This is a genomic window from Sporosarcina pasadenensis (assembly GCF_047228845.1).
In the GTDB taxonomy this organism is placed as follows: domain Bacteria; phylum Bacillota; class Bacilli; order Bacillales_A; family Planococcaceae; genus Sporosarcina.
The window spans coordinates 177,463-196,305 of the sequence record NZ_JBFEGM010000002.1 but is presented as its reverse complement, the minus strand read 5'-3'; the positions used below and the strand labels follow the sequence as shown (position 1 = coordinate 196,305).

General features: G+C 47.7%; 21 protein-coding genes. 19 read left to right on the top strand and 2 right to left on the bottom strand.

Annotated features, from left to right (window positions below):
* The first annotated feature begins 20 nt into the window (after positions 1–20).
* The 11 genes from AB1K89_RS04690 to AB1K89_RS04640 all read left to right on the top strand — a co-directional run bounded on the left by AB1K89_RS04690 (position 21) and on the right by AB1K89_RS04640 (position 10,592).
* The gene (locus AB1K89_RS04690) at positions 21–1,574 is read left to right on the top strand and encodes a fatty acid--CoA ligase family protein (RefSeq protein WP_413053632.1); all 1,554 of its coding nucleotides are present in this window, start codon (positions 21–23) and stop codon (positions 1,572–1,574) included.
* 325 nt (positions 1,575–1,899) lie between these two features.
* Positions 1,900–3,870 carry a S9 family peptidase gene (locus tag AB1K89_RS04685; RefSeq protein ID WP_413053631.1) on the top strand — a complete coding sequence of 657 codons (1,971 nt, stop codon included), beginning with the start codon at positions 1,900–1,902 and terminating at the stop codon, positions 3,868–3,870.
* An 18-nt stretch (positions 3,871–3,888) separates the two neighbouring features.
* Positions 3,889–4,431, top strand: a complete 543-nt coding sequence (locus AB1K89_RS04680) for a GNAT family N-acetyltransferase (protein WP_413053630.1) — start codon at positions 3,889–3,891, stop codon at positions 4,429–4,431.
* 128 nt (positions 4,432–4,559) lie between these two features.
* Entirely contained in the window at positions 4,560–5,303 is a 744-nt protein-coding gene (locus tag AB1K89_RS04675) for a hypothetical protein (RefSeq protein ID WP_413053629.1), read from the top strand.
* Positions 5,304–5,384: 81 nt separating this feature from the next.
* Positions 5,385–6,353, top strand: coding sequence for an NAD(P)-dependent alcohol dehydrogenase (locus AB1K89_RS04670; RefSeq protein WP_413053628.1), 969 nt, complete (start codon positions 5,385–5,387; stop codon positions 6,351–6,353).
* Between the two features lie 144 nt (positions 6,354–6,497).
* Positions 6,498–7,229: an ABC transporter ATP-binding protein gene (locus AB1K89_RS04665; protein WP_413053627.1), complete on the top strand. Its 732-nt coding sequence runs from the start codon at positions 6,498–6,500 to the stop codon at positions 7,227–7,229.
* Positions 7,226–8,254, top strand: coding sequence for an ABC transporter permease (locus tag AB1K89_RS04660; RefSeq protein WP_413053626.1), 1,029 nt, complete (start codon positions 7,226–7,228; stop codon positions 8,252–8,254). The genes AB1K89_RS04665 and AB1K89_RS04660 overlap by 4 nt, the downstream gene beginning before the upstream one ends.
* A gap of 10 nt (positions 8,255–8,264) precedes the next feature.
* Positions 8,265–8,909: a TetR/AcrR family transcriptional regulator gene (locus AB1K89_RS04655; RefSeq protein WP_413053625.1), complete on the top strand. Its 645-nt coding sequence runs from the start codon at positions 8,265–8,267 to the stop codon at positions 8,907–8,909.
* Between the two features lie 351 nt (positions 8,910–9,260).
* Positions 9,261–9,737, top strand: a complete 477-nt coding sequence (locus AB1K89_RS04650; protein ID WP_413053624.1) for a DUF2975 domain-containing protein — start codon at positions 9,261–9,263, stop codon at positions 9,735–9,737.
* Between the two features lie 10 nt (positions 9,738–9,747).
* On the top strand, positions 9,748–9,969 hold the full coding sequence (locus tag AB1K89_RS04645) for a helix-turn-helix domain-containing protein (RefSeq protein ID WP_413053623.1): 222 nt from the start codon (positions 9,748–9,750) through the stop codon (positions 9,967–9,969).
* 338 nt (positions 9,970–10,307) lie between these two features.
* On the top strand, positions 10,308–10,592 hold the full coding sequence (locus AB1K89_RS04640) for a late competence development ComFB family protein (RefSeq protein ID WP_413053622.1): 285 nt from the start codon (positions 10,308–10,310) through the stop codon (positions 10,590–10,592).
* Between the two features lie 24 nt (positions 10,593–10,616).
* Here the strand turns inward: AB1K89_RS04640 and AB1K89_RS04635 are convergent, their stop codons facing one another.
* Positions 10,617–11,453 (bottom strand): flagellin N-terminal helical domain-containing protein, encoded by an 837-nt coding sequence (locus tag AB1K89_RS04635; RefSeq protein ID WP_413053621.1) that lies wholly within the window; start codon positions 11,451–11,453, stop codon positions 10,617–10,619.
* 87 nt (positions 11,454–11,540) lie between these two features.
* Between AB1K89_RS04635 and AB1K89_RS04630 the strand changes: the two genes are divergently transcribed.
* Positions 11,541–11,948 (top strand): flagellar export chaperone FliS, encoded by a 408-nt coding sequence (locus tag AB1K89_RS04630; protein ID WP_413053620.1) that lies wholly within the window; start codon positions 11,541–11,543, stop codon positions 11,946–11,948.
* A gap of 325 nt (positions 11,949–12,273) precedes the next feature.
* Here the strand turns inward: AB1K89_RS04630 and AB1K89_RS04625 are convergent, their stop codons facing one another.
* A complete protein-coding gene (locus AB1K89_RS04625; RefSeq protein ID WP_413053619.1) occupies positions 12,274–13,050 on the bottom strand; it encodes an enoyl-CoA hydratase-related protein in 777 nt (258 codons plus the stop codon).
* A gap of 134 nt (positions 13,051–13,184) precedes the next feature.
* On the opposite strand from AB1K89_RS04625, the gene AB1K89_RS04620 reads away from it, so the two are divergent.
* The 7 genes from AB1K89_RS04620 to flgM all read left to right on the top strand — a co-directional run bounded on the left by AB1K89_RS04620 (position 13,185) and on the right by flgM (position 18,826).
* Positions 13,185–14,420: an EAL and HDOD domain-containing protein gene (locus AB1K89_RS04620; protein WP_413053618.1), complete on the top strand. Its 1,236-nt coding sequence runs from the start codon at positions 13,185–13,187 to the stop codon at positions 14,418–14,420.
* A gap of 63 nt (positions 14,421–14,483) precedes the next feature.
* Complete coding sequence (locus tag AB1K89_RS04615) at positions 14,484–15,329, top strand: DegV family protein (protein ID WP_413053617.1); 846 nt, start codon at positions 14,484–14,486, stop codon at positions 15,327–15,329.
* Between the two features lie 40 nt (positions 15,330–15,369).
* The gene (locus tag AB1K89_RS04610; RefSeq protein WP_413053616.1) at positions 15,370–16,749 is read left to right on the top strand and encodes an ATP-dependent helicase ComFA; all 1,380 of its coding nucleotides are present in this window, start codon (positions 15,370–15,372) and stop codon (positions 16,747–16,749) included.
* Positions 16,746–17,354, top strand: a complete 609-nt coding sequence (locus tag AB1K89_RS04605; protein ID WP_413053615.1) for a ComF family protein — start codon at positions 16,746–16,748, stop codon at positions 17,352–17,354. Before AB1K89_RS04610 ends, AB1K89_RS04605 begins: the two co-directional genes overlap by 4 nt.
* 12 nt (positions 17,355–17,366) lie before the next feature.
* The gene (locus AB1K89_RS04600) at positions 17,367–17,786 is read left to right on the top strand and encodes a TIGR03826 family flagellar region protein (protein ID WP_413053614.1); all 420 of its coding nucleotides are present in this window, start codon (positions 17,367–17,369) and stop codon (positions 17,784–17,786) included.
* Positions 17,779–18,282 carry a GNAT family N-acetyltransferase gene (locus tag AB1K89_RS04595; RefSeq protein ID WP_413053613.1) on the top strand — a complete coding sequence of 168 codons (504 nt, stop codon included), beginning with the start codon at positions 17,779–17,781 and terminating at the stop codon, positions 18,280–18,282. The genes AB1K89_RS04600 and AB1K89_RS04595 overlap by 8 nt, the downstream gene beginning before the upstream one ends.
* A 280-nt stretch (positions 18,283–18,562) precedes the next feature.
* Complete coding sequence (flgM, locus tag AB1K89_RS04590) at positions 18,563–18,826, top strand: flagellar biosynthesis anti-sigma factor FlgM (protein WP_413053612.1); 264 nt, start codon at positions 18,563–18,565, stop codon at positions 18,824–18,826.
* Positions 18,827–18,843 lie beyond the last annotated feature (17 nt).

The window sequence follows — 18,843 nt, the reverse complement described above, 5'->3', positions numbered from 1 at the left end:
CAAAAGGGAGGATGTTCAGTATGAATTTGGTGTCACAAGTTAATGAAACATCGAAACTGCAGCCTGGCAAAACGGCTTATCACTTTATGGGGAAAGACACATCATATGCCGAGTTCGATCAGTCAGTGTCCATGTTTGCGTCGGCGTTGCAAGGGTTGGGAATCGAAAAGGGAGATCATGTTGCATTACTGTTAGGGAATACGCCGCATTTCCTCATTTCGCTCTATGCGACGATGCGGATCGGAGCGACCGCGATTCCGATCAATCCGATTTATTCGCCTGACGAAATTTCATACATTTTACATAATAGCGATGCGAAAGCGGTCATCGCACTCGATCAACTATTGCCGTTAGTCGAGAAATCCGCGACGCTCTTTCCTTCGATCGAGAACTATGTCGTCTGTGAAATGAGTGCCGATGTAGGGGAGAGAGTGGCGGCGCTGCCGGAGAAGGCGAAAGCGAAAGTGAAGCTGTTTTCCAAGCTGATCGCAACAGGCAGGACGAATCTCGAACCGATACAAGTTGACGAAAATGAAACCGCTATCATCCTCTATACGTCCGGAACGACGGGCCACCCGAAAGGCGCGATACTGACACATAAGAATCTGTATTCGAACGCGCGCGATGTCGGGGATTATTTAGGGTTCTCGGAAAACGACCGTGTCGTTGCGACTTTGCCTGTCTTCCATGTGTTCGCGCTAACCGTCGTCGTGAACGCGCCGTTGCTGAAAGGGGCGACAATCCTGCTCGTGCCGCGATTCAGCCCGGGGGATGTGTTCCAGACGATTAAAGAACAGCACGGGACCGTGTTTGCGGGAGTGCCGACGATGTACAATTTCCTTTATCAATACCCGGAAGGCGACCCGGCCGATTTCAACACGATCCGCCTCGCGATTTCCGGAGGGGCATCGTTGCCTGTCGCATTGCTCCACAACTTCGAGGAGAAGTTCAATGTGAAGATTTCAGAAGGATACGGCCTGTCCGAAGCGTCCCCGGTCACATGCTTCAACCCGCTGGACCGCGAGCGGGTGCCCGGATCGATTGGGACGAACATCATCAATGTAGTAAATAAAGTCGTGGACGAATATGGGGATGAAGTGCCTGTCGGCCAAGTCGGCGAGCTCGTCGTCCAAGGACCGAACGTCATGAAAGGCTATTACAAAATGCCGGAAGAAACTGCCGCCGCCATCCGCGATGGTTGGCTATACACAGGCGATCTGGCACGCCAGGACGAAGACGGATACTTCTATATCGTTGATCGTAAGAAAGACATGATCATCGTCGGTGGCTACAACGTCTATCCGCGGGAAGTCGAAGAGGTGTTATTCACCCATGACGACATCGTCGAAGCAGCTGTCATCGGCGTGCCCGACACCGATTTCGGCGAAGAAGTCCAAGCGTTCGTCGTATTGAATAAAGGTGCAAAAGCGGACGCGGATAAGCTGAAAGCGTTCTGCGCGAACCGATTGGCGAAATACAAAGTGCCGAAAACAATCGAGTTCTTGGATGAACTGCCTAAGAATACAACGGGGAAAATTCTACGACGTTCATTGAAAGATCAAGTGAGACTGTAAATGAGGGAGCCCTTCCACGCAATGTGGAAGGGCTTTTTAAGCTGTTTTGGTGAAAAATGAAGATGGATAATGATTTAATATCACTTGCGCGGTTTTATGATCACTTGTGCAGATATATGATCACTCGTGCAGATATATGATCACTCGTGCGGATTTATGATCACTTGTGAGGATATATGATCACTTGTGCGGATTTATGATCGTCACTACCCAAGATAATAAGCAGAAATCTCCTGTCTGCATCAGAAAAAAATCGTGAAATAAAAAGGGGAAACTCCTACGGGTGTCGAAATATGTAGAATAGAAAAATGAAGGGGGAATTCAGATGAGAAACCTACAAACAGATGATTTATTCAAACTACAATCCGTCACGAACCCACAACTATCGCCTGACGGAAAAGAAGCGCTGTTCATCAAAACGCATATCGACAAAGAGGAAAACAAATATATCGCAAACCTGTACCATATTGACCTCGAGACGAAAGAAACGACGCAATGGACGTATGGACAACACCGCGTCAGCTCGCCAAAATGGTCGGCGGACGGCAAGCAGATCGCTTTTTTGTCAAATCGCGATGAGAAGAACCAGCTGTACATCCAATCCGCCCGCGGAGGCGAAGCGAAGAAACTGACATCATTCGAAAATGGCGTATCCGGCTTCGAATGGTCGCCATGCGGCAAGAAGATTTGGTTTGAAGCTTCGGTGAAGGAAGGCAAGACGTTCACAGATAAAGAAGAGAAGGATGAAAAGAAGAAACCGGAACCCGTTCGTGTGACGAAGATGAAATATAAAATGGACGGCGTCGGTTTATTGCCGCAGGATTCATTCAAACAAATCGGTTTTATCGATCTTGTAACGGAAGAGGTAACGCAGTTTACGAAAGGGAACCACCAGCATACTTTGCAGGCCGTTTCGCATGACGGCAGCAAGCTTGTCATCGGCGTGAACCGGGATGAGGATTTGGACTGGGCATTCCGTCAGCCGCTCCATTTGGTCGATGTTGAATCGAAGGAAGAGACGGTCATCGTCGATGAGGAAGGTTATTACGGCGGTGCAAGATTTTCGGTAGACGACAATTATATCGCATATATCGGCTCGGATCGCACTTTCCAAAATGCTACACATAGCAATTTGTATGTGTACGATACGCCACGCGGCAATACGATCAACATTACGGAAAGCGTCGATGCTCCGGTCGGCGACTACACGGTTGCGGATCATCAGCAAGGGGCGAGCGCGCCAAGTGCCGTCTGGACGAAGGATAATGACTTGTACTTCCAGCTTTCGACGATGGGCGACGTCCGCCTGTATTTCGCAACGCTCGAAGGGGAGCTGTACCCTGCATCCCAAGAGAACGAGCATGTGTATGGCTATGATGTGAATACGGAAGGCGATTTCGCGTTAGTCGCAGCGAGCGATCCCGTAAACCCGGGCGAGATTTATAAATTGACGGTTGCGACGGGCGAAAGGGAAGCCCTCACTTCATTCAATAAAGATTATTTGCAGGAAGTGAAACTTGTCGAGCCGGAATCAATTTTCTTCAAAGGGGCAAAAGATTGGGATGTCCACGGCTGGCTCATGAAACCGGCCGACTTCAAAGAAGGGGAGAAATATCCGCTCATCGTCGACATCCATGGCGGACCGCACGCGATGTTCGGGAATACGTTCTTCCATGAAATGCAGTTGCTCGCGGCTAAAGGATACGGTGTCCTCTACATCAATCCGCGCGGCAGCCATGGCTATAGCCAGCAATTCGTCGATGCCGTCCGCGGCGATTACGGCGGAGGCGACTATGAAGACATCATGGCGGCAACCGACTACGTGTTGGCGGAAAATGATTGGATCGATGAAAACCGCCTCGGCGTAACGGGCGGCAGCTACGGCGGCTTCATGACGAACTGGATCGTCGGCCATACGAACCGTTTCAAAGCGGCCGTCACACAGCGCTCGATCTGCAACTGGATCAGCTTCTTCGGTGTATCCGACATCGGTTACTACTTCAGCGACTGGCAAATTGCCGCGGACATGAAGGACGTTGAAACGCTATGGAAACATTCCCCGCTGAAGTACGCGGAAAACGTGGAGACGCCGTTATTGATCCTTCACTCGGAAAAAGACTTCCGCTGCCCAATCGAACAAGCGGAACAGCTATATATTACATTGAAGAGCATGGGGAAAGAGACGGAATTCGTCCGCTTCCCAGATGCAGACCATAACTTATCGCGGACCGGCGCACCGAATCTGCGTGTTGAAAGATTAAACGAGATTACGGGCTGGTTCGCTAAGTATTTATAAGAACCGGAGGAAGTTTATTTGACTTATACACTAGACGGCGTCACAATCCGTCCCATCAAAGAAGAAGATTTGCATCGGATGTGGGAATTGACATTCAAAGAGGAGAATCCCGAATGGAAAAAATGGGACGCTCCATATTTCCCGCATAAGACGATGACGTATGAAGCGTTTCTGGAACGGAAAGACAAAATCGTTGGGCAGAACGATAATTGGGGCATCGAAGTGGGCGGCGAGCTTATCGGCATGTTGAGCTACTATTGGGAGCACCAGCCGTCCCTCTGGCTTGAGATGGGCATCCTCATCTACGAGCCGAAATATTGGAGCGGCGGCTACGGAACGAAGGCACTCACGATGTGGATCGATCATTTATTCAACGAAATGCCGCTCGTCCGTGTCGGCCTTACGACGTGGTCGGGTAACATGCGGATGATCCGCGTCGCCGAAAAGCTTGGCATGACGATGGAAGCCCGCATCCGCAAAGTCCGCTACTGGGAAGGCGTCTACTACGACTCCATCCGCATGGGCATGCTGCGCGAGGAATGGGAAGATCGAGTGAAATGAAGAAAATTGGGGACGTAATTCACATTTGAATTGACGTCTCCTTTTTTGTTATAAAATATTTTCTGAGTATTAACTTAACGTGTGTAACTTCTAGTTGAGATGAAAGTCTAATAACTAGGAGGTGTATGATGAAATTTCTTCGGAATTTGACGTTTATTACTTTGTTCGCTTTGTTGTTATCTTCTTGCAGCAACTCGACTCCTCTCAAAGGTGCCCTTACTAGTCCTTTCACTTCTCCGCAAGGGTGCCCTGACTCGGAAATTGAATGGATCGATATGCTGATGATTAATGATATTAAATACGAGCACCATTTTCCAGACCCAGAGAATAAAAACTCTCCTTTGACGATTGACAAAGGCAGGGAACTTGGTGAAGTGACATATAGGATGGCTGGAAATGCATGTAGTAATCACAGGGCGCAAAATGGCGATGCGACATATTTAGATGTAGGAACAATTATTTATGAAGTTAAGGGGTATCCAACCTCTTTGATTGTTGCTGCAAATGATGTTGTATACGTAGTCGACAGAAATCCAAAGGCGAAAACGGTAGGAGAACTATATCCAATGGAGAATTTGGTGAAGAATATCCATATTGAAAGCACCGAAGATGGAAAGAGGATCCATACATTCTCACAGGCTTCCAAGGATAAGTTCTTAGCTGCATTTTACGACTTACCATTGGAGGACGATCATAAATTATACGATGCAGGTAAGTTTGATGGTACCCGACTATTTTTCGAGATTGAACTTAATAATGGTGTATCATTTTGGCAACTTTATTGGAGCGATTCAAATACATTCCATAATGGAGCAATTGGAAATGATGAAATAGAGGAAGTTATTAACTATGAAATGTTAAATATAGAATAACTAACAAGTGAATGAAGAATCCCCTCTAAAATCTCCTATTACCGAATATAATAACTGAAAGAGAAATTGAGGAGGATTGAGGTGAAAGCAATCATCTCTGAAAAATACGGAACACCGGATACACTTAAATTAAGCGAGGTAGCTGCACCAATACCTAAGCCAAATGAAGTGCTCATTCGGGTTCAAGCATCATCGATCAATTTTGGTAATCTTGTTTTATTAACAGGGAAACCACTACCAGCCCGATTAGCATTTGGTCTTACGAAACCTAAATACCCTATTCCTGGCGGGGACATGGCTGGAATAGTGGAAGCCAGGGGCGCGAATGTCACTCGATTCCAGGTAGGAGATGAAGTGTATGGAGACTTATCCGGCTGTGGGTGGGGTGCTTTCGCGGAATATGTAGCTGTCGATGAAAAGATATTGGCTTTAAAACCGCTGAACCTATCATTCATAGAAGCAGCTGCCGTACCTATGGCAGCAACTACAGCATTACAAGCGATCAGAGACAAAGGCAAGGTACGAGCTGGACAGAAAGTATTGATTCATGGTGCTTCAGGTGGTGTAGGAACATTTGCCGTACAAATTGCGAAGGCATTTGGTGCTGATGTGACTGTAGTGGTAAGTACTCGAAATGTAGATATCGTAAAGTCCCTAGGTGCTGACTATGTGTTTGATTATCAAAAAGAGGACTTTCGTAAAAACGATCAGACTTATGATGTCATTATCGGAGTGAATGGTTCGCAATCGATCTCTACTTATAAAAGAAAACTAAAGGAGAACGGTGTATTTGTTCATGTCGGCGGCACAAGTAATCAAATGTATCAAACAATGATGCTAGGCTCTTGGTTATCGATGACTGGAAAAAAGAAGTTTATCACCTTTTTGCAAAGGGCCAATCAGCAAGATTTACTGCAAATGAAAGAGCTTATTGAAGAAGGGAAAGTAAAGCCGGTTATTGACCGTACCTATCCCTTAAGTGAAATTCAACAAGCATTTAATTATTTTGAAGAGGGACATTCACAAGGGAAAGTTGTTATAACAATATAATGGAATGGCCGCTTATTGAAGCGAGGGGAATCTCCCTCTCTTTTTTACTTACAGAAATGAGTGATTACTCACTTTACAATCGATAACTTCATAGAATACAATAAAGTGAGTAATCACTCACTATTGAAAAAGAGGTGACAATCCATGAACGAACGCGAAGCTTGCGTCTCCATCCGCAACGTTTCAAAAAGCTTCGGCAAACATCAAGTTCTGAAAGACATTAACTTGGACATTTATGAAGGGGAAATCTTCGGCTTGCTCGGACCTTCCGGAGCGGGAAAGACGACGCTAGTGAAAGAGTTGGCGGGACTTGACGAGCCGACGGAAGGGGAGAATCATTTATTCCACGAGAAGATGCCTTCCTTGAATCTCATCAAACGAATCGGGTATATGGCGCAATCGGACGCCTTATACGAGGAATTGTCGGCGAAGGAAAATCTCCAATTCTTCTCGGAAATCTATGGGTTAAAAGGGCAGAAGCAAGCGCGGCGCATCAGTGAAGTGATGGAGCTCGTCCAGCTTTCCGGCGACGTTAAAAAACTCGTATCGAACTACTCGGGTGGAATGAAAAGACGCCTTTCGCTTGCCATTGCATTGCTCCACGAACCCGAATTACTCATCCTCGACGAGCCGACCGTCGGAATCGACCCCGTTTTACGGAAAGGCATCTGGAATGCATTCACGGATTTGAAGGCGCAAGGGAAGACGCTCATCGTCACGACGCACGTCATGGATGAAGCCGATAAATGCGATCGGCTGGGCCTGATCCGAGACGGACAATTGATTGCGGTCGGTACTCCAGCCGAATTGAAAGAACAGACGGCATCAAGAACAATCGAGGAAGCTTTCCTCGTCTTCGGAGGTGCGGAACGATGAGAGTGATGGCATTGGTGAAACGGATCCTCCGACAACTCGTCAGGGATAAGCGGACAATCGGGCTTCTCATCTTCGCGCCGATCCTCGTGCTGACAATGCTCTATTTCGTCTTCAATGGCGATGACTACATCCCGAAAATCGGATTGGTCGATGTACCGGAAATGCTCGCTGACCAAATCGATACAGAAGGGGCACAAGTGACGACCTTCAAAACTGAAGCCGAAGCGAAGAAACAACTTGCCGCACAGGAGCTTGACGGCTATTTGAAAATCGAAGGGAACTCCCCATCCATCGTCCTTGAAGGAAGCGATCCGAGCGTCACGGGTGCCACGATGAAATGGCTGCAAAACGCATTGCCGAAACCGCCGGCAGCCGTCGATATTCCGGAAGTTACGATCGACTACTTGCACGGTTCAAGCGACATGGGACAGTTCGATTATTTGGGCCCGGTCCTGCTTGGATTTTTCGTCTTCTTTTTCGTCTTCCTCATCGCAGGAGTTTCATTCCTTAGAGAACGGACGACAGGCACACTCGAACGGCTTCTCGCTAGCCCTTTACGCAAATGGGAAATCGTCGCCGGCTACGTCCTCGGCTTTGGACTTTTCACGACAATCCAGTCGACAATCATAACAGCGTACGCGATTTACGTGCTCGGCATGGTCATGGAAGGAGCTTTCATCTATGTGCTCCTAATCATCCTCATCCTCGCGTTGACTGCACTGACGCTCGGCATCCTGCTCTCTTCATTCGCACATAACGAGCTTCAAATGATGCAATTCATCCCGATCATCGTCGTGCCGCAAGTGTTCTTTTCCGGCCTGTTCAACTTGGAGACGATCGCCGAATGGCTCAGCTGGATCAGCTACTTGACTCCACTTTATTATGCCGCTGAAGCATTGCGTGACGTCATGGTGAGAGGCGCCGGGTTTGCCGACATTATGACAAACTTGCTCATACTTGCAGGCTTCTGCCTGTTGTTCATTGGAATAAACATCGCCGTACTAAGCAAATATCGCAGAATTTAAGGAGGGCACCATGACTGACGAAAACTATCTCCTCGAGGAAATGTGGCAGGAAGACATCAGCCTGACAGATAAACAGCGGAAAATCCTCGTTGCAGCGACAGAAATGTTCGCAGAAAAAGGCTTCGCCGCAACATCGACGAATGAAATCGCCAAAAAAGCGGGCGTCGCGGAAGGAACCATCTTCCGCCATTACAAAACGAAAAAGGACCTGCTCCTTTCCATCGTCACGCCGATGATGGTCAAAATGTTCGGTCCAATCATCATAAAAGACTTGAACAAAGTGCTCGACAAAGACTTCGAGCACTTCGAAGAATTCGTGCGGGCAATGATTAAAAACCGTCAGGAATTCCTCGAGAAAAACATAAAAGTGGTACAAATCTTCCTCCAGGAAATCCCGTTCCACCAAGAACTACGCGAGCAATTCATCGAACATATCGGAAAAAAGGTAGTCAGCCGCCTTATCCAAATCGTCGAGCATTACCAATCGAAAGGCCAAATTGTCCAACTGCCTCCAACAACCATCATCCGGCTAACCGCCTCGACAATCATGGGCTATTTCGCCACAAAATACATCATCGATCCGAAGTGGAACGATGACGATGAAATCAACCAAATGATCCACTTCCTCAAAAAAGGCCTTGCGCCTGAGGAATGAAAAAGAAGGTCCCGCACCTTCTTTTTTTGTTGGAATCAACTCGATTTACGCATAAATCACTTTAAACACGCATAAAACTCTACAGATACGCATAAATCTCCGAATCTGCGCATAACTCCTTCCAGAAACGCATAAATCTCCAAATTAACGCATAACCACTTCCAAATACGCATAAATCTCCGAATCGACGCATAAACCTTTCAAGATAAGCATAACTCCCTCGATACCTCGCATACACTCCGTATCCACATCCCTTATCAACAATATTTTAGTCTGAAACAATAATTAATTATTGATAAACGATAAATAATGAGTTATGATAAAACCATATTAACAAGTGAGGTGCTTTTTATGAAACGTGGGTCAACATTATTTCTAAGGATGGCAGTATTTTTTATCGGAACTCCCGTGCTTGCGTTAGGTATATTCGGGATCTATTATTTATTGAAAAATCCAGCCAACCCGGATTATGCCCATATCCTTTATCCAATCGTAATAGGTATGTATGTGTCCGTCATACCGTTTTTCATTGCATTGTTTCAGGCGTTTAAGTTGTTAAGCTATATTGACAAGAACCTTGCCTTTTCTGAACTCTCGGTTACAGCTCTACAGAAAATTAAATTCTGTGCAATGACGATCAGTGGGCTGTACGCGGTAATTTTGCCATTTGTTTTCATGGTAGCTGAGCTGGATGATGCACCAGGTCTCGTCATTATCGGTATGGTGCCTGTTTTTGCTTCGTTGGTGATCGCGGTCTTTGCTGCTCTTCTACAAAGGCTGTTGCAGGAAGCAATCAATATAAAATCAGAAAATGATTTGACGGTCTGAGGTGAAAACAATGGGGATTATTATAAACATAGACGTGATGCTGGCTAAAAGGAAGATGAGCGTAACCGAACTTTCGGAGAAGGTTGGAATTACAATGGCGAACCTCTCCATATTGAAAAACGGCAAGGCAAAAGCAATCCGATTTTCAACGTTAGAGGGGATTTGCAAGGCGTTGGACTGTCAGCCTGGAGATATACTAGAATACAAAAGCTATGAAGAAGCCGAAGAATAAACCAATAAATGGAGGAGGCAAAAATGATGGGACACATCAATTTTGCCTCTTTTGCTTTTGCAGAAGCGCATAAACTCCCGTAATCACGCATAAATCCCACCAGACACGCATAAACCCAGCAATCTACGCATAAATCCCTCCAGAAACGCATAAATCCGCAAAATCACGCATAACCGCCCACAACTACGCATAACCACAAGAAATGTTTTCCACCTTTCATTCACAATTATCCCCATCAATGCTACAATTAATGAAAATCATACCAATCCCATTGGCGGTCCATCTCCAGAGCTCGAAAGACTACCGCCGCGGAATCGATTCCAAGGGGGTACCGAAACATGCCGGTATACAACGTAATGGAAGAAGTCGTCCAAGGTGTCTTGCAACAGTACGAAAAAGAACTCCATCTTACATGCAACTGCGTCAGATGCAAAGAAGACATCATGGCAATCGCACTCAACGAAATCAAACCGCGCTATATCGTCAACAGCAAACTAAGTCCGTACATCCGTGCAGAACACGTCGCGGATCGGCAAGGCGCAACGAACATCCTCTCAACCGTCGTCAAAGCAGCACGCATCGTCTCCACAAACCCGCGCTGCGATAACGCAAAAAAAGAGTAGGCAGGGAGAAATCCCAACGCCTACTCACTTCGAAAACAACGACATCACACTATGGATATTCTGATTCACCTGTTTCACAAGCAAATGATCGCCTTGCTGACGGATGTCCAGACTGACAAAATTCATCATTTCCTTCGCCATATCCGTATCCTCAAGCAACGAGAGCGACTTCGTCAAATTATTCTCGAACACGAGCGCATTCGTCAAATGATGCTCGACCGCCTCCATATTCGAACCGATCCGCGTCAAATGCCCGGAAACCGTCTTGATTGCTTCATCGATTTTCGTAATCAATGCATCCGCAAGGTCACGCAGTTCTAACGAAGCGCCTTCCAGGCCGAGCGCCTTCGAACTGACATCCACAAGCGTAATCTGCATCTGCTGTCCGGAATTCGCTCCGACTTGCAACGTCAACGACCCGTTCTCGCCCAAAATCTTTTTCGTATTAAACTCAAGCTTCGTCGCCGTATCGTCCACAGCACCTAGCAAATGATCAAGCTCCACCTGGCTCGCCGCCCGGTCATTCACCGTTAGTGTATCATTCGCACTCATCACCGCAAGTTCACGAGCCCGTTGCAAAAGGCCATTCACATTATTCAGCCCTTCATTCGATGCCTCAAGTACAGAAAGCCCATCCTGCATATTGCTCTGCGCCCGGGCAATCCCGCGAATCTGCGCACGCATCGTCTCCGAAATCGACAGACCCGAAGCGTTGTCACTGCCCTTCGCAATCTTCACGCCAGACCCGAGCTTCACCAAACTCTTCTCAATCTGCCCAGCATTTCTAATCGACCGGTTCGCCGAAACCGCAATATGTTCAGAACTCAAAACACGCATTCCATCACCCCAATTCAACTTCATCAACTTCTCCACCTTTATATCGACCCAAAGCGATTGAAATGAACAGAAAAAAGCCGATACAAAAAGAAAAGAGGCAGGAGGCCCCCCATGACAACAATAGACATCGAAAAAGCGATCAAAATCTATAAAGAAGCAAGCGCCTCCACATTATCGATGATGGAATACGTCCTACTTCTGCTCAACGAACTCCAGAAAAACGTCCAGCAATGCAAGTGGGCGATAGCAGCAGGGGACTCAGACGAACGCGACCGCTCGTTGCAAAAAGCACAGGACTTCCTATTCGAACTAATGACAACGACCGACCACGAAGCCGAACGAAGCGACCTACTCATGGTAATCTACGTCCACATGAACCAATGCCTCGTAGAGACGCATATGACGAAAACGGACGAACTGCTTGGCCATGTCGAGGAAATGACCGTTCAGTTAATCGCGTCATGGCAAGTCGCTAAACAAGTGACGCGCCGCAGGAATTTCACGACAGACCGCTTGTGAACTAGCGATTTTTGGATTAATGCGAGATTCCCAGGGGAATATGAGAACTTATTCCGCATAAATGAGAAGTCCTCAGGATAGAACGAGAACTCGCTCCGCGTAAACGAGAAGTCCTCGGGATAGAACGAGAACTCATTCCGCGTAAATGAGAAGTCCTCGGGATAGAATGAGAACTCATTCCGCGTAAACGAGAAGTCTTCGGGCAAGAACGAGAACTCATTCCGCGCAAACGAGAACTCCCGAGGAAGGAACGAGAATTCCTCCCGCACAAACAAAAAAATCCTGGGAATCAGCGAGCACTCGCAATCCCCAGGACGTCCCCCTATCATTTTCCTTTAAACTCTGGTTTCCGTTTCTCCGCAAATGCGGCAAGCGCCTCCAACCGATCCTCCGTCGGAATGGTGATTTCATACGCCTTACGTTCGATCGCAAGCCCCGTCTGCAAATCGGCGTTCATACCGTGCTTGATTGCAAACTTCGCTTGCTGCAACGCAATCGGTCCATTCGCAAGCAACTGCTCTATGAAACGATCTACGGTTTCTTGTAAATAATTCACTGGAGCGACTCCCGTCAACATGCCATACAATAGCGCATCTTCAGCCTTCAATCGTCTCGCCGTCAAAATGAGCTCCATCGCTTTGGCTTCGCCGATCAGCCTCGGTAGCCGTTGCGTTCCGCCAGCTCCCGGTATGATTGCAAGCCCCGTTTCCGTCAGTCCCATCACTGCCGAATCCGCTGCGAATCTGAAATCGCAAGCAAGCGCTAGCTCCATTCCGCCACCGAACGCGTAGCCGTTCAACACCGCAATTGTCGGCTGCGGCAAATTCTCCACCATCGTGAACACTTCACCGATCTTATAAATATTCCGCTTCACTTGCGAATCAGTCAGCATCCGTCGTTCCTTCAAATCAGCCCCCACGCTGAATGCACGGTCCCCTGAGCCCGTAAAGACAACGACCCGGATATCGGGATTGATGCGGATCGACTCGATTACTTGTCCTAATTCCGTCAGCATATCGTAATTGAAAGCATTCATCGCATCAGGGCGGTGCAACGTCACCTTCGCGACATGCCCCTTTTGTTCAAACAGTAGTGTTTCCATTGTGAATTCCCCCATTTGCTTTAACTTTCTTCCAACATATCATTTTTCCTAACCCACCGCTATTATAATAGTTTGAAAATTGGTAGTAAAAGAGAACCAGTTTTGCTATACTATTTGCATTGAGAGGTGGGAAAATGGAGTTACATATATTTGTAGGCAGGCAGCCGATCTTGGACAGCGAAGGACGCATTTTTGGTTACGAACTGCTGTATCGCAACAGTGAACGGAACAGCTTCCCGGACATCGACCCGGAACAGGCGACAGTCCAATTGCTCGTCAATACGTTTCTGTCGATCGGCGTCGATCAGATTTCAGGGAACTCGAAGTCATTCATTAATTTTTCCGGTGAACTGCTCATTAAGGACATCTTTTCAAACTTGAAGCCGGAATGCGTCGTCATCGAAATTTTGGAAGACGTCGAAATCACTCCTGCGCTCATTTCTCGAATTAGGGAAATCAAGCAGGACGGGTTTGAACTTGCGCTCGATGACTTCATCGTGCAAGACCAATATGCCTTACATACCGAACTGTTCGAGCTGATCGATTACGTGAAAGTCGATTTCCTCGCCGTCGATGAAAAGGGGAGACTTCCGATCGAGGAGTTCATCAAACAGTATCCGCATATTAAGTTGCTAGCGGAGAAAATCGAAACGGAAGAGCAGTTTCAAAATGCGAAAAGAAGCGGCTACGACCTGTTCCAAGGGTATTTCTTCGCAAAGCCGGAGATTATCAAAGGCGTCGAAATACCTGCGAACCTCAATCTGCATTTGCAAATCATCAACAGGTTGAATGATAGCGATCCGAACATCGATGAAATCGCAAATCTCATACTCCATGACATCTCACTGACGTATAAACTACTGCGATTCATCAACACGATGAACTTCAGCGTCCCGAAGAGCGTCGGCTCCGTCAAACAGGCGATCGTCCTGATCGGGATGCGCGAATTGAGGAAATGGATGCGGATTTTAATGCTGCAGGATATTAGCGACCATTCATCGAGCGGCCGTGTTAAAGCACTCGTTTCCTACTCAATGTCGCGCGCGAAAATGTGTGAACTTGTCGCAGTCCGCACGGGATATCCGAACGGGGACGAGCATTTCTTCGTCGGCCTGTTTTCGTTGCTCGACGTCATTATGAAGCGCAGCTGGGAAGATGTTTTGCCGATGTTTCCATTCTCAGATGAAGTGGCAACAACTTTGCAGGGGAAGCAGACCAACCTGACCCCTTATTTGGAGCTCGCCATCGCGACTGAACGATTCGATTTGGAAAAAATCGTTGCAATCGGCAACCGGTTAGATGTGACGAAAAAGGAGCTCGTGGCATTCTCGAACAAAGCGAACCAGTGGGCGCGCATGCTCGAAAGATGAGCTGAACGGGGTTTTCTTTTCACCTGCATATCAAGTAGAATATGATGCAGGAGTTGATAGAAAGTGAAAACAGCAATTGTAACAGATAGTACGGCATATTTACCGCCACAAATAATAGATAAACTCAATATCCACGTCATCCCTTTGACAGTGACGATCGACGGACAAGTGTATGACGAAGAAGTCGATCTGACGTCGGAGGAATTTTACGATAAAGTGCGAGGCGAAGGGCCGCTGCCAAAAACATCCCAGCCGCCGGTCGGGAAATTTGTCGAGCTGTTCGAATCATTGAAAGAGAATTATGACGCCATCATTTCGATCCATCTGTCAAGCGGCATAAGCGGCACATACGCAGGTGCCGTCCAAGCAGGGGAAATGGCGGAGGGCGTCGACGTCCGTGCATTCGACTCGGAACTGTCGTGCTATGTGCAAGGATTTTACGTCATAAGGGCAGCTGAAATGGCGATGGAAGGAGCTGCTCCTGACGAAATCATGGCAGAGCTTGCGGAAATGAAAAAGACGATGCGCGCCTATTTCATGGTCGACGACCTCGCTCATTTGCAACGTGGCGGAAGACTATCAAGCGCACAGGCGTTAATAGGTGGATTGCTCCAAGTGAAGCCGATTCTTCACTTCCAAGACAAAGTGATCGTCCCGTTCGAGAAGATCCGCACACGCAAAAAAGCGATGAAACGAATCGCCGACATGCTCGCAGAAGACGCAGAGAAATTGCCGCTCGAAGCAGCGATCATCCATGCCAACCGCCCAGAGGAAGCGGAAGCGTGGAAACAGGAGTTGGAAGAACGGATGCCTGACGTCAACTTCACGATCAGCTATTTTGGTCCAGTGATTGGTACGCATTTAGGAGAAGGATCGATGGGGCTTGGATGGGTGAAACGGAAAGCGTAAGCATTCGTATACAATAAAAAACAAAACTGGGGGTGTGAACATGACAAAACCATTCAATCCGGCCATCCGTGATTTCTTGGACGGCCGTATCTGGTTGCGCATGCACACCCCTTTTCCGCGCGAGGAAATCAACGCGCTTATCCATTCAGGCCAAATTGAAACAATCAAAGGCATCGAATCAAAACCAGCCTTCTTCAATCAAAAACGGCACTTCTGCAACCGATGTGAAAACGACGATCCAACCCGGTTCACAACATTCAATTGTGCCAAATGCGAAGGCCCTTGCACGTATTGCAGGCAATGTCTAAAGATGGGCCGCGTTTCATCCTGCACAGAACTCATCGTCTGGAACGGCAAGAAGCCGGAATACCCGACAGACCACACAATCGCCTGGCAAGGAACACTCACGCCGCATCAGCAAAAAGCATCCGACGAACTGACCGAAAGCCAGCGAAAAAGTGTGTCCCATCTCATCTACGCCGTCTGCGGATCGGGAAAGACAGAAATCCTATTCCTGCCAATACATAAATTGCTCATTGAAGGAAAACGAGTCTGCATCGCGGCACCTCGCGTCGACGTCATCCTCGAACTTGAACCGAGATTGCGGGCAGCATTTCCGGATACAAAAATCGAAGCTTTATACGGCGGCGCGAAGCCGACGATGGAAGCCTCACAGCTCGTCCTCGCGACAACCCACCAGCTGTACAGATTCCGGCACGCATTCGACGCCGTCTTCGTCGACGAAGCGGACGCCTTCCCATACAAGGCGGATGCGACATTGCAGAAGGCTGTAAAAAAAGCGGTCAAACGAGGATCCCCCGTCCATTACGTCACTGCCACCCCATCGGATCAGCTCCTTTCGGAAATAAAACGAACGGGCTTCGTCTCGATCATCAACCGCCGCTACCACGGTCATCCATTACCCGTCCCGACTTACACACCGTTATGGAACTACGAAAAGCAGATTCGAAAAGGGAAACTGCCGGAGAAACTCGTCAAATGGACGGAACAGCGCCTTGTGAGGAATGAACCATTCCTCATCTTCTTCCATCATATAGGATTGATGGAGGAGGCAGAGCCTTTATTCCAACAGATCGATTCGAGAATCCGCTCCGTCCATGCATCGCATCCGGATCGGAAAGAACACGTCCAAGCATTGCGGAATAAAGAACTGCCGGGTTTGCTCACAACAACAATTCTTGAACGCGGCATAACAATCCCGAATGTCCAAGTCGCAGTCGTCGGGGCAGAACAGCAAATCTTCGATAAAGGCGCTCTCATCCAGATCGGTGGCAGGGTCGGCAGGTCGGCGGATTTCCCGTCCGGAGATTTCATCCTTTTCCATAACGGCATCACATACGCGATGGACGAAGCGAAAGCCGAAATACAAAAGTTGAATAAAGGAGGCATCCATACATGAACTGCCTCCTTTGCGAACAGAAACTGGCGTCCACCCCTAGCTTGCAGTCCCTGTTAGCCATCGAGAAGTCATCATTAATTTGCGAAGACTGTTCAAAAAGCTTCGAACGCGTCGACATAAAAGAGGCAGGGGATGTAGTCGATCACGTCACTTCCATCTATACATACAACGAACCGATGCGCGAATATCTCCACCAATACAAATTCCTGCAAGACGTCGCGCTCGCTGGCGTCTTTGCGAATGAACTGCGCGAGGAACTCGCCAGGAAGGATGCAATCATCGTTCCAATTCCGATGCACCCGCAGAAGAAGATCGATCGGACTTTCGCGCACGTCGAGGAAATGTTGATTGCGGCACGCATTCCATTCGAAGATCTGCTCATCAAGACGAACACTGAAGTGATGGGGGAGAAGTCGAGGGAAGAGCGGCTTTCCATGTGCAATTTATTCTCAATTAAACCCGGAAGTGACATTCAAAATACCACCTACATCCTCGTCGATGACATTTACACAACAGGCACGACACTCCGGCACGCAGCGTCCATCATGAAGAAGGCGGGTGCTGCTCGGGTGGAAGCGGTCACGCTCATCCGTGCCGAAAGTTAGGAGGAAGCCATCATGGCAGATTTAAGACATTGCCCGACATGCGGGGACTTTTTCAATTACACAGGAATCCGCGAAGTATGCGCGAAATGTGCTGGCAACGAAGAAGCGATGTACGAGGAAGTGTACCGCTTCCTAAGAAGACGCGAAAACCGTGCCGCCACAATCGAACGGATCGTCGAAGTGACAGGCGTCACCGAAACATTGCTCCATAAATGGGTACGAAAGGGCCGACTGCAACCGGCGCTGTTCCCGAACCTCGGTTACCCATGTGATAACTGCGGCAAGCTGACGACGAAAGGGAAGCTATGTGAAGGCTGTGTAGACGAACTCAAAAGCGGCCTCCGCCAGTTCGAAGCCGCTCAAGAATTTCGGGAAGCTATCCAAAAAAGCGAATCTGGCACGTACTTGGCTGATCGAAAAGAAGATGAATAAGGAATCAATAACGTTACGACCACTACGCATCAAGGATTTCGAAATCGTTCTGAACTGGAGCAAAGACGACCTATTCTGCTCCGCAAATGAATGGGAATTAAACCGAAACGATGATGAGTTATACGAATGGTGGATTCGTTGCGTTAACAACAAAGCCGAAGACTTTATTAGATTGGGCATTGAATTAAAGGGGAAACTAATCGGCTATGCCGACTTGGCCAATATAGAAGGACACACCGCCGAAATAGGCATAGCGATCGGTGATTCCTCACTATGGGGAAAAGGCATTGGCTATCATTCAACGTTGTGTCTAATGAATTACGCATCCACGAAACTAGGCATCACCGTTTATACTGCAGAAACACACGAAACAAATACCCGTTCAAGGAAAATGCTGCAGAACCTAGGATTCGAGGAAACAAGCAGACATGGCCGCGAGGATTATATGGGAGAGGAAAGCCAACTTATACAATATAGGCTGGTGAAAAACGCGTAAATCCCAACAATCGCGCATAAAAGCTGCTAGAGACGCATAAATCTCAAAAAGTACGCATAAACATTACGGGATAAGCATAAATCGCGCAATTCACGCAAAAATCAATCGAACCACGCATAACCGACTTGCAGAAGTCGGTTTTTTCCTCATTTATAAGGGAACAATGACCTAGGATCCCCAAGGAAAAAAGCATACTTCCTGTTTTCGTCCAAAAGACCCTAAACGTTGTCACAAATCTGCCGAAATAAACAATAAGAGCAAATCGAAAGGAGCGAGTTACATGAAAATCAATAAAATCAACATCCCTCCCGTCAACCCGTACCGGACAAACCAACTGAAAGCGGAACAGGCGAAGGAACAATCCAAAATCAAAACGGATAAACTTGAAATCTCTTCCGAAGCGAAGAAACTATCCGAAACGTCTCCGATCACAACAGAACGGAACGAGCGCGTGCAACAATTGAAAGCCCAGATTGAATCTGGGACCTACAAAGTCGAGCCTGAAAAACTCGCTGCCAATCTGATCAAGTACTACAAAAAATAAAGAAGACGAAAGCAGGG

Excerpts from the sequence above, each read along its gene's own strand:
- AB1K89_RS04690 (WP_413053632.1), top strand. The coding sequence starts at position 21 with ATGAATTTGGTGTCACAAGTTAATGAAACATCGAAACTGCAGCCTGGC.
- AB1K89_RS04685 (WP_413053631.1), top strand. The coding sequence starts at position 1,900 with ATGAGAAACCTACAAACAGATGATTTATTCAAACTACAATCCGTCACG.
- AB1K89_RS04675 (WP_413053629.1), top strand. The coding sequence starts at position 4,560 with ATGAAATTTCTTCGGAATTTGACGTTTATTACTTTGTTCGCTTTGTTG.
- AB1K89_RS04665 (WP_413053627.1), top strand. The coding sequence starts at position 6,498 with ATGAACGAACGCGAAGCTTGCGTCTCCATCCGCAACGTTTCAAAAAGC.
- AB1K89_RS04660 (WP_413053626.1), top strand. The coding sequence starts at position 7,226 with ATGAGAGTGATGGCATTGGTGAAACGGATCCTCCGACAACTCGTCAGG.
- AB1K89_RS04655 (WP_413053625.1), top strand. The coding sequence starts at position 8,265 with ATGACTGACGAAAACTATCTCCTCGAGGAAATGTGGCAGGAAGACATC.
- AB1K89_RS04650 (WP_413053624.1), top strand. The coding sequence starts at position 9,261 with ATGAAACGTGGGTCAACATTATTTCTAAGGATGGCAGTATTTTTTATC.
- AB1K89_RS04645 (WP_413053623.1), top strand. The coding sequence starts at position 9,748 with ATGGGGATTATTATAAACATAGACGTGATGCTGGCTAAAAGGAAGATG.
- AB1K89_RS04640 (WP_413053622.1), top strand. The coding sequence starts at position 10,308 with ATGCCGGTATACAACGTAATGGAAGAAGTCGTCCAAGGTGTCTTGCAA.
- AB1K89_RS04635 (WP_413053621.1), bottom strand. The coding sequence starts at position 11,453 with ATGAAGTTGAATTGGGGTGATGGAATGCGTGTTTTGAGTTCTGAACAT.
- AB1K89_RS04630 (WP_413053620.1), top strand. The coding sequence starts at position 11,541 with ATGACAACAATAGACATCGAAAAAGCGATCAAAATCTATAAAGAAGCA.
- AB1K89_RS04625 (WP_413053619.1), bottom strand. The coding sequence starts at position 13,050 with ATGGAAACACTACTGTTTGAACAAAAGGGGCATGTCGCGAAGGTGACG.
- AB1K89_RS04620 (WP_413053618.1), top strand. The coding sequence starts at position 13,185 with ATGGAGTTACATATATTTGTAGGCAGGCAGCCGATCTTGGACAGCGAA.
- AB1K89_RS04610 (WP_413053616.1), top strand. The coding sequence starts at position 15,370 with ATGACAAAACCATTCAATCCGGCCATCCGTGATTTCTTGGACGGCCGT.
- AB1K89_RS04605 (WP_413053615.1), top strand. The coding sequence starts at position 16,746 with ATGAACTGCCTCCTTTGCGAACAGAAACTGGCGTCCACCCCTAGCTTG.
- AB1K89_RS04600 (WP_413053614.1), top strand. The coding sequence starts at position 17,367 with ATGGCAGATTTAAGACATTGCCCGACATGCGGGGACTTTTTCAATTAC.
- AB1K89_RS04595 (WP_413053613.1), top strand. The coding sequence starts at position 17,779 with ATGAATAAGGAATCAATAACGTTACGACCACTACGCATCAAGGATTTC.
- flgM (WP_413053612.1), top strand. The coding sequence starts at position 18,563 with ATGAAAATCAATAAAATCAACATCCCTCCCGTCAACCCGTACCGGACA.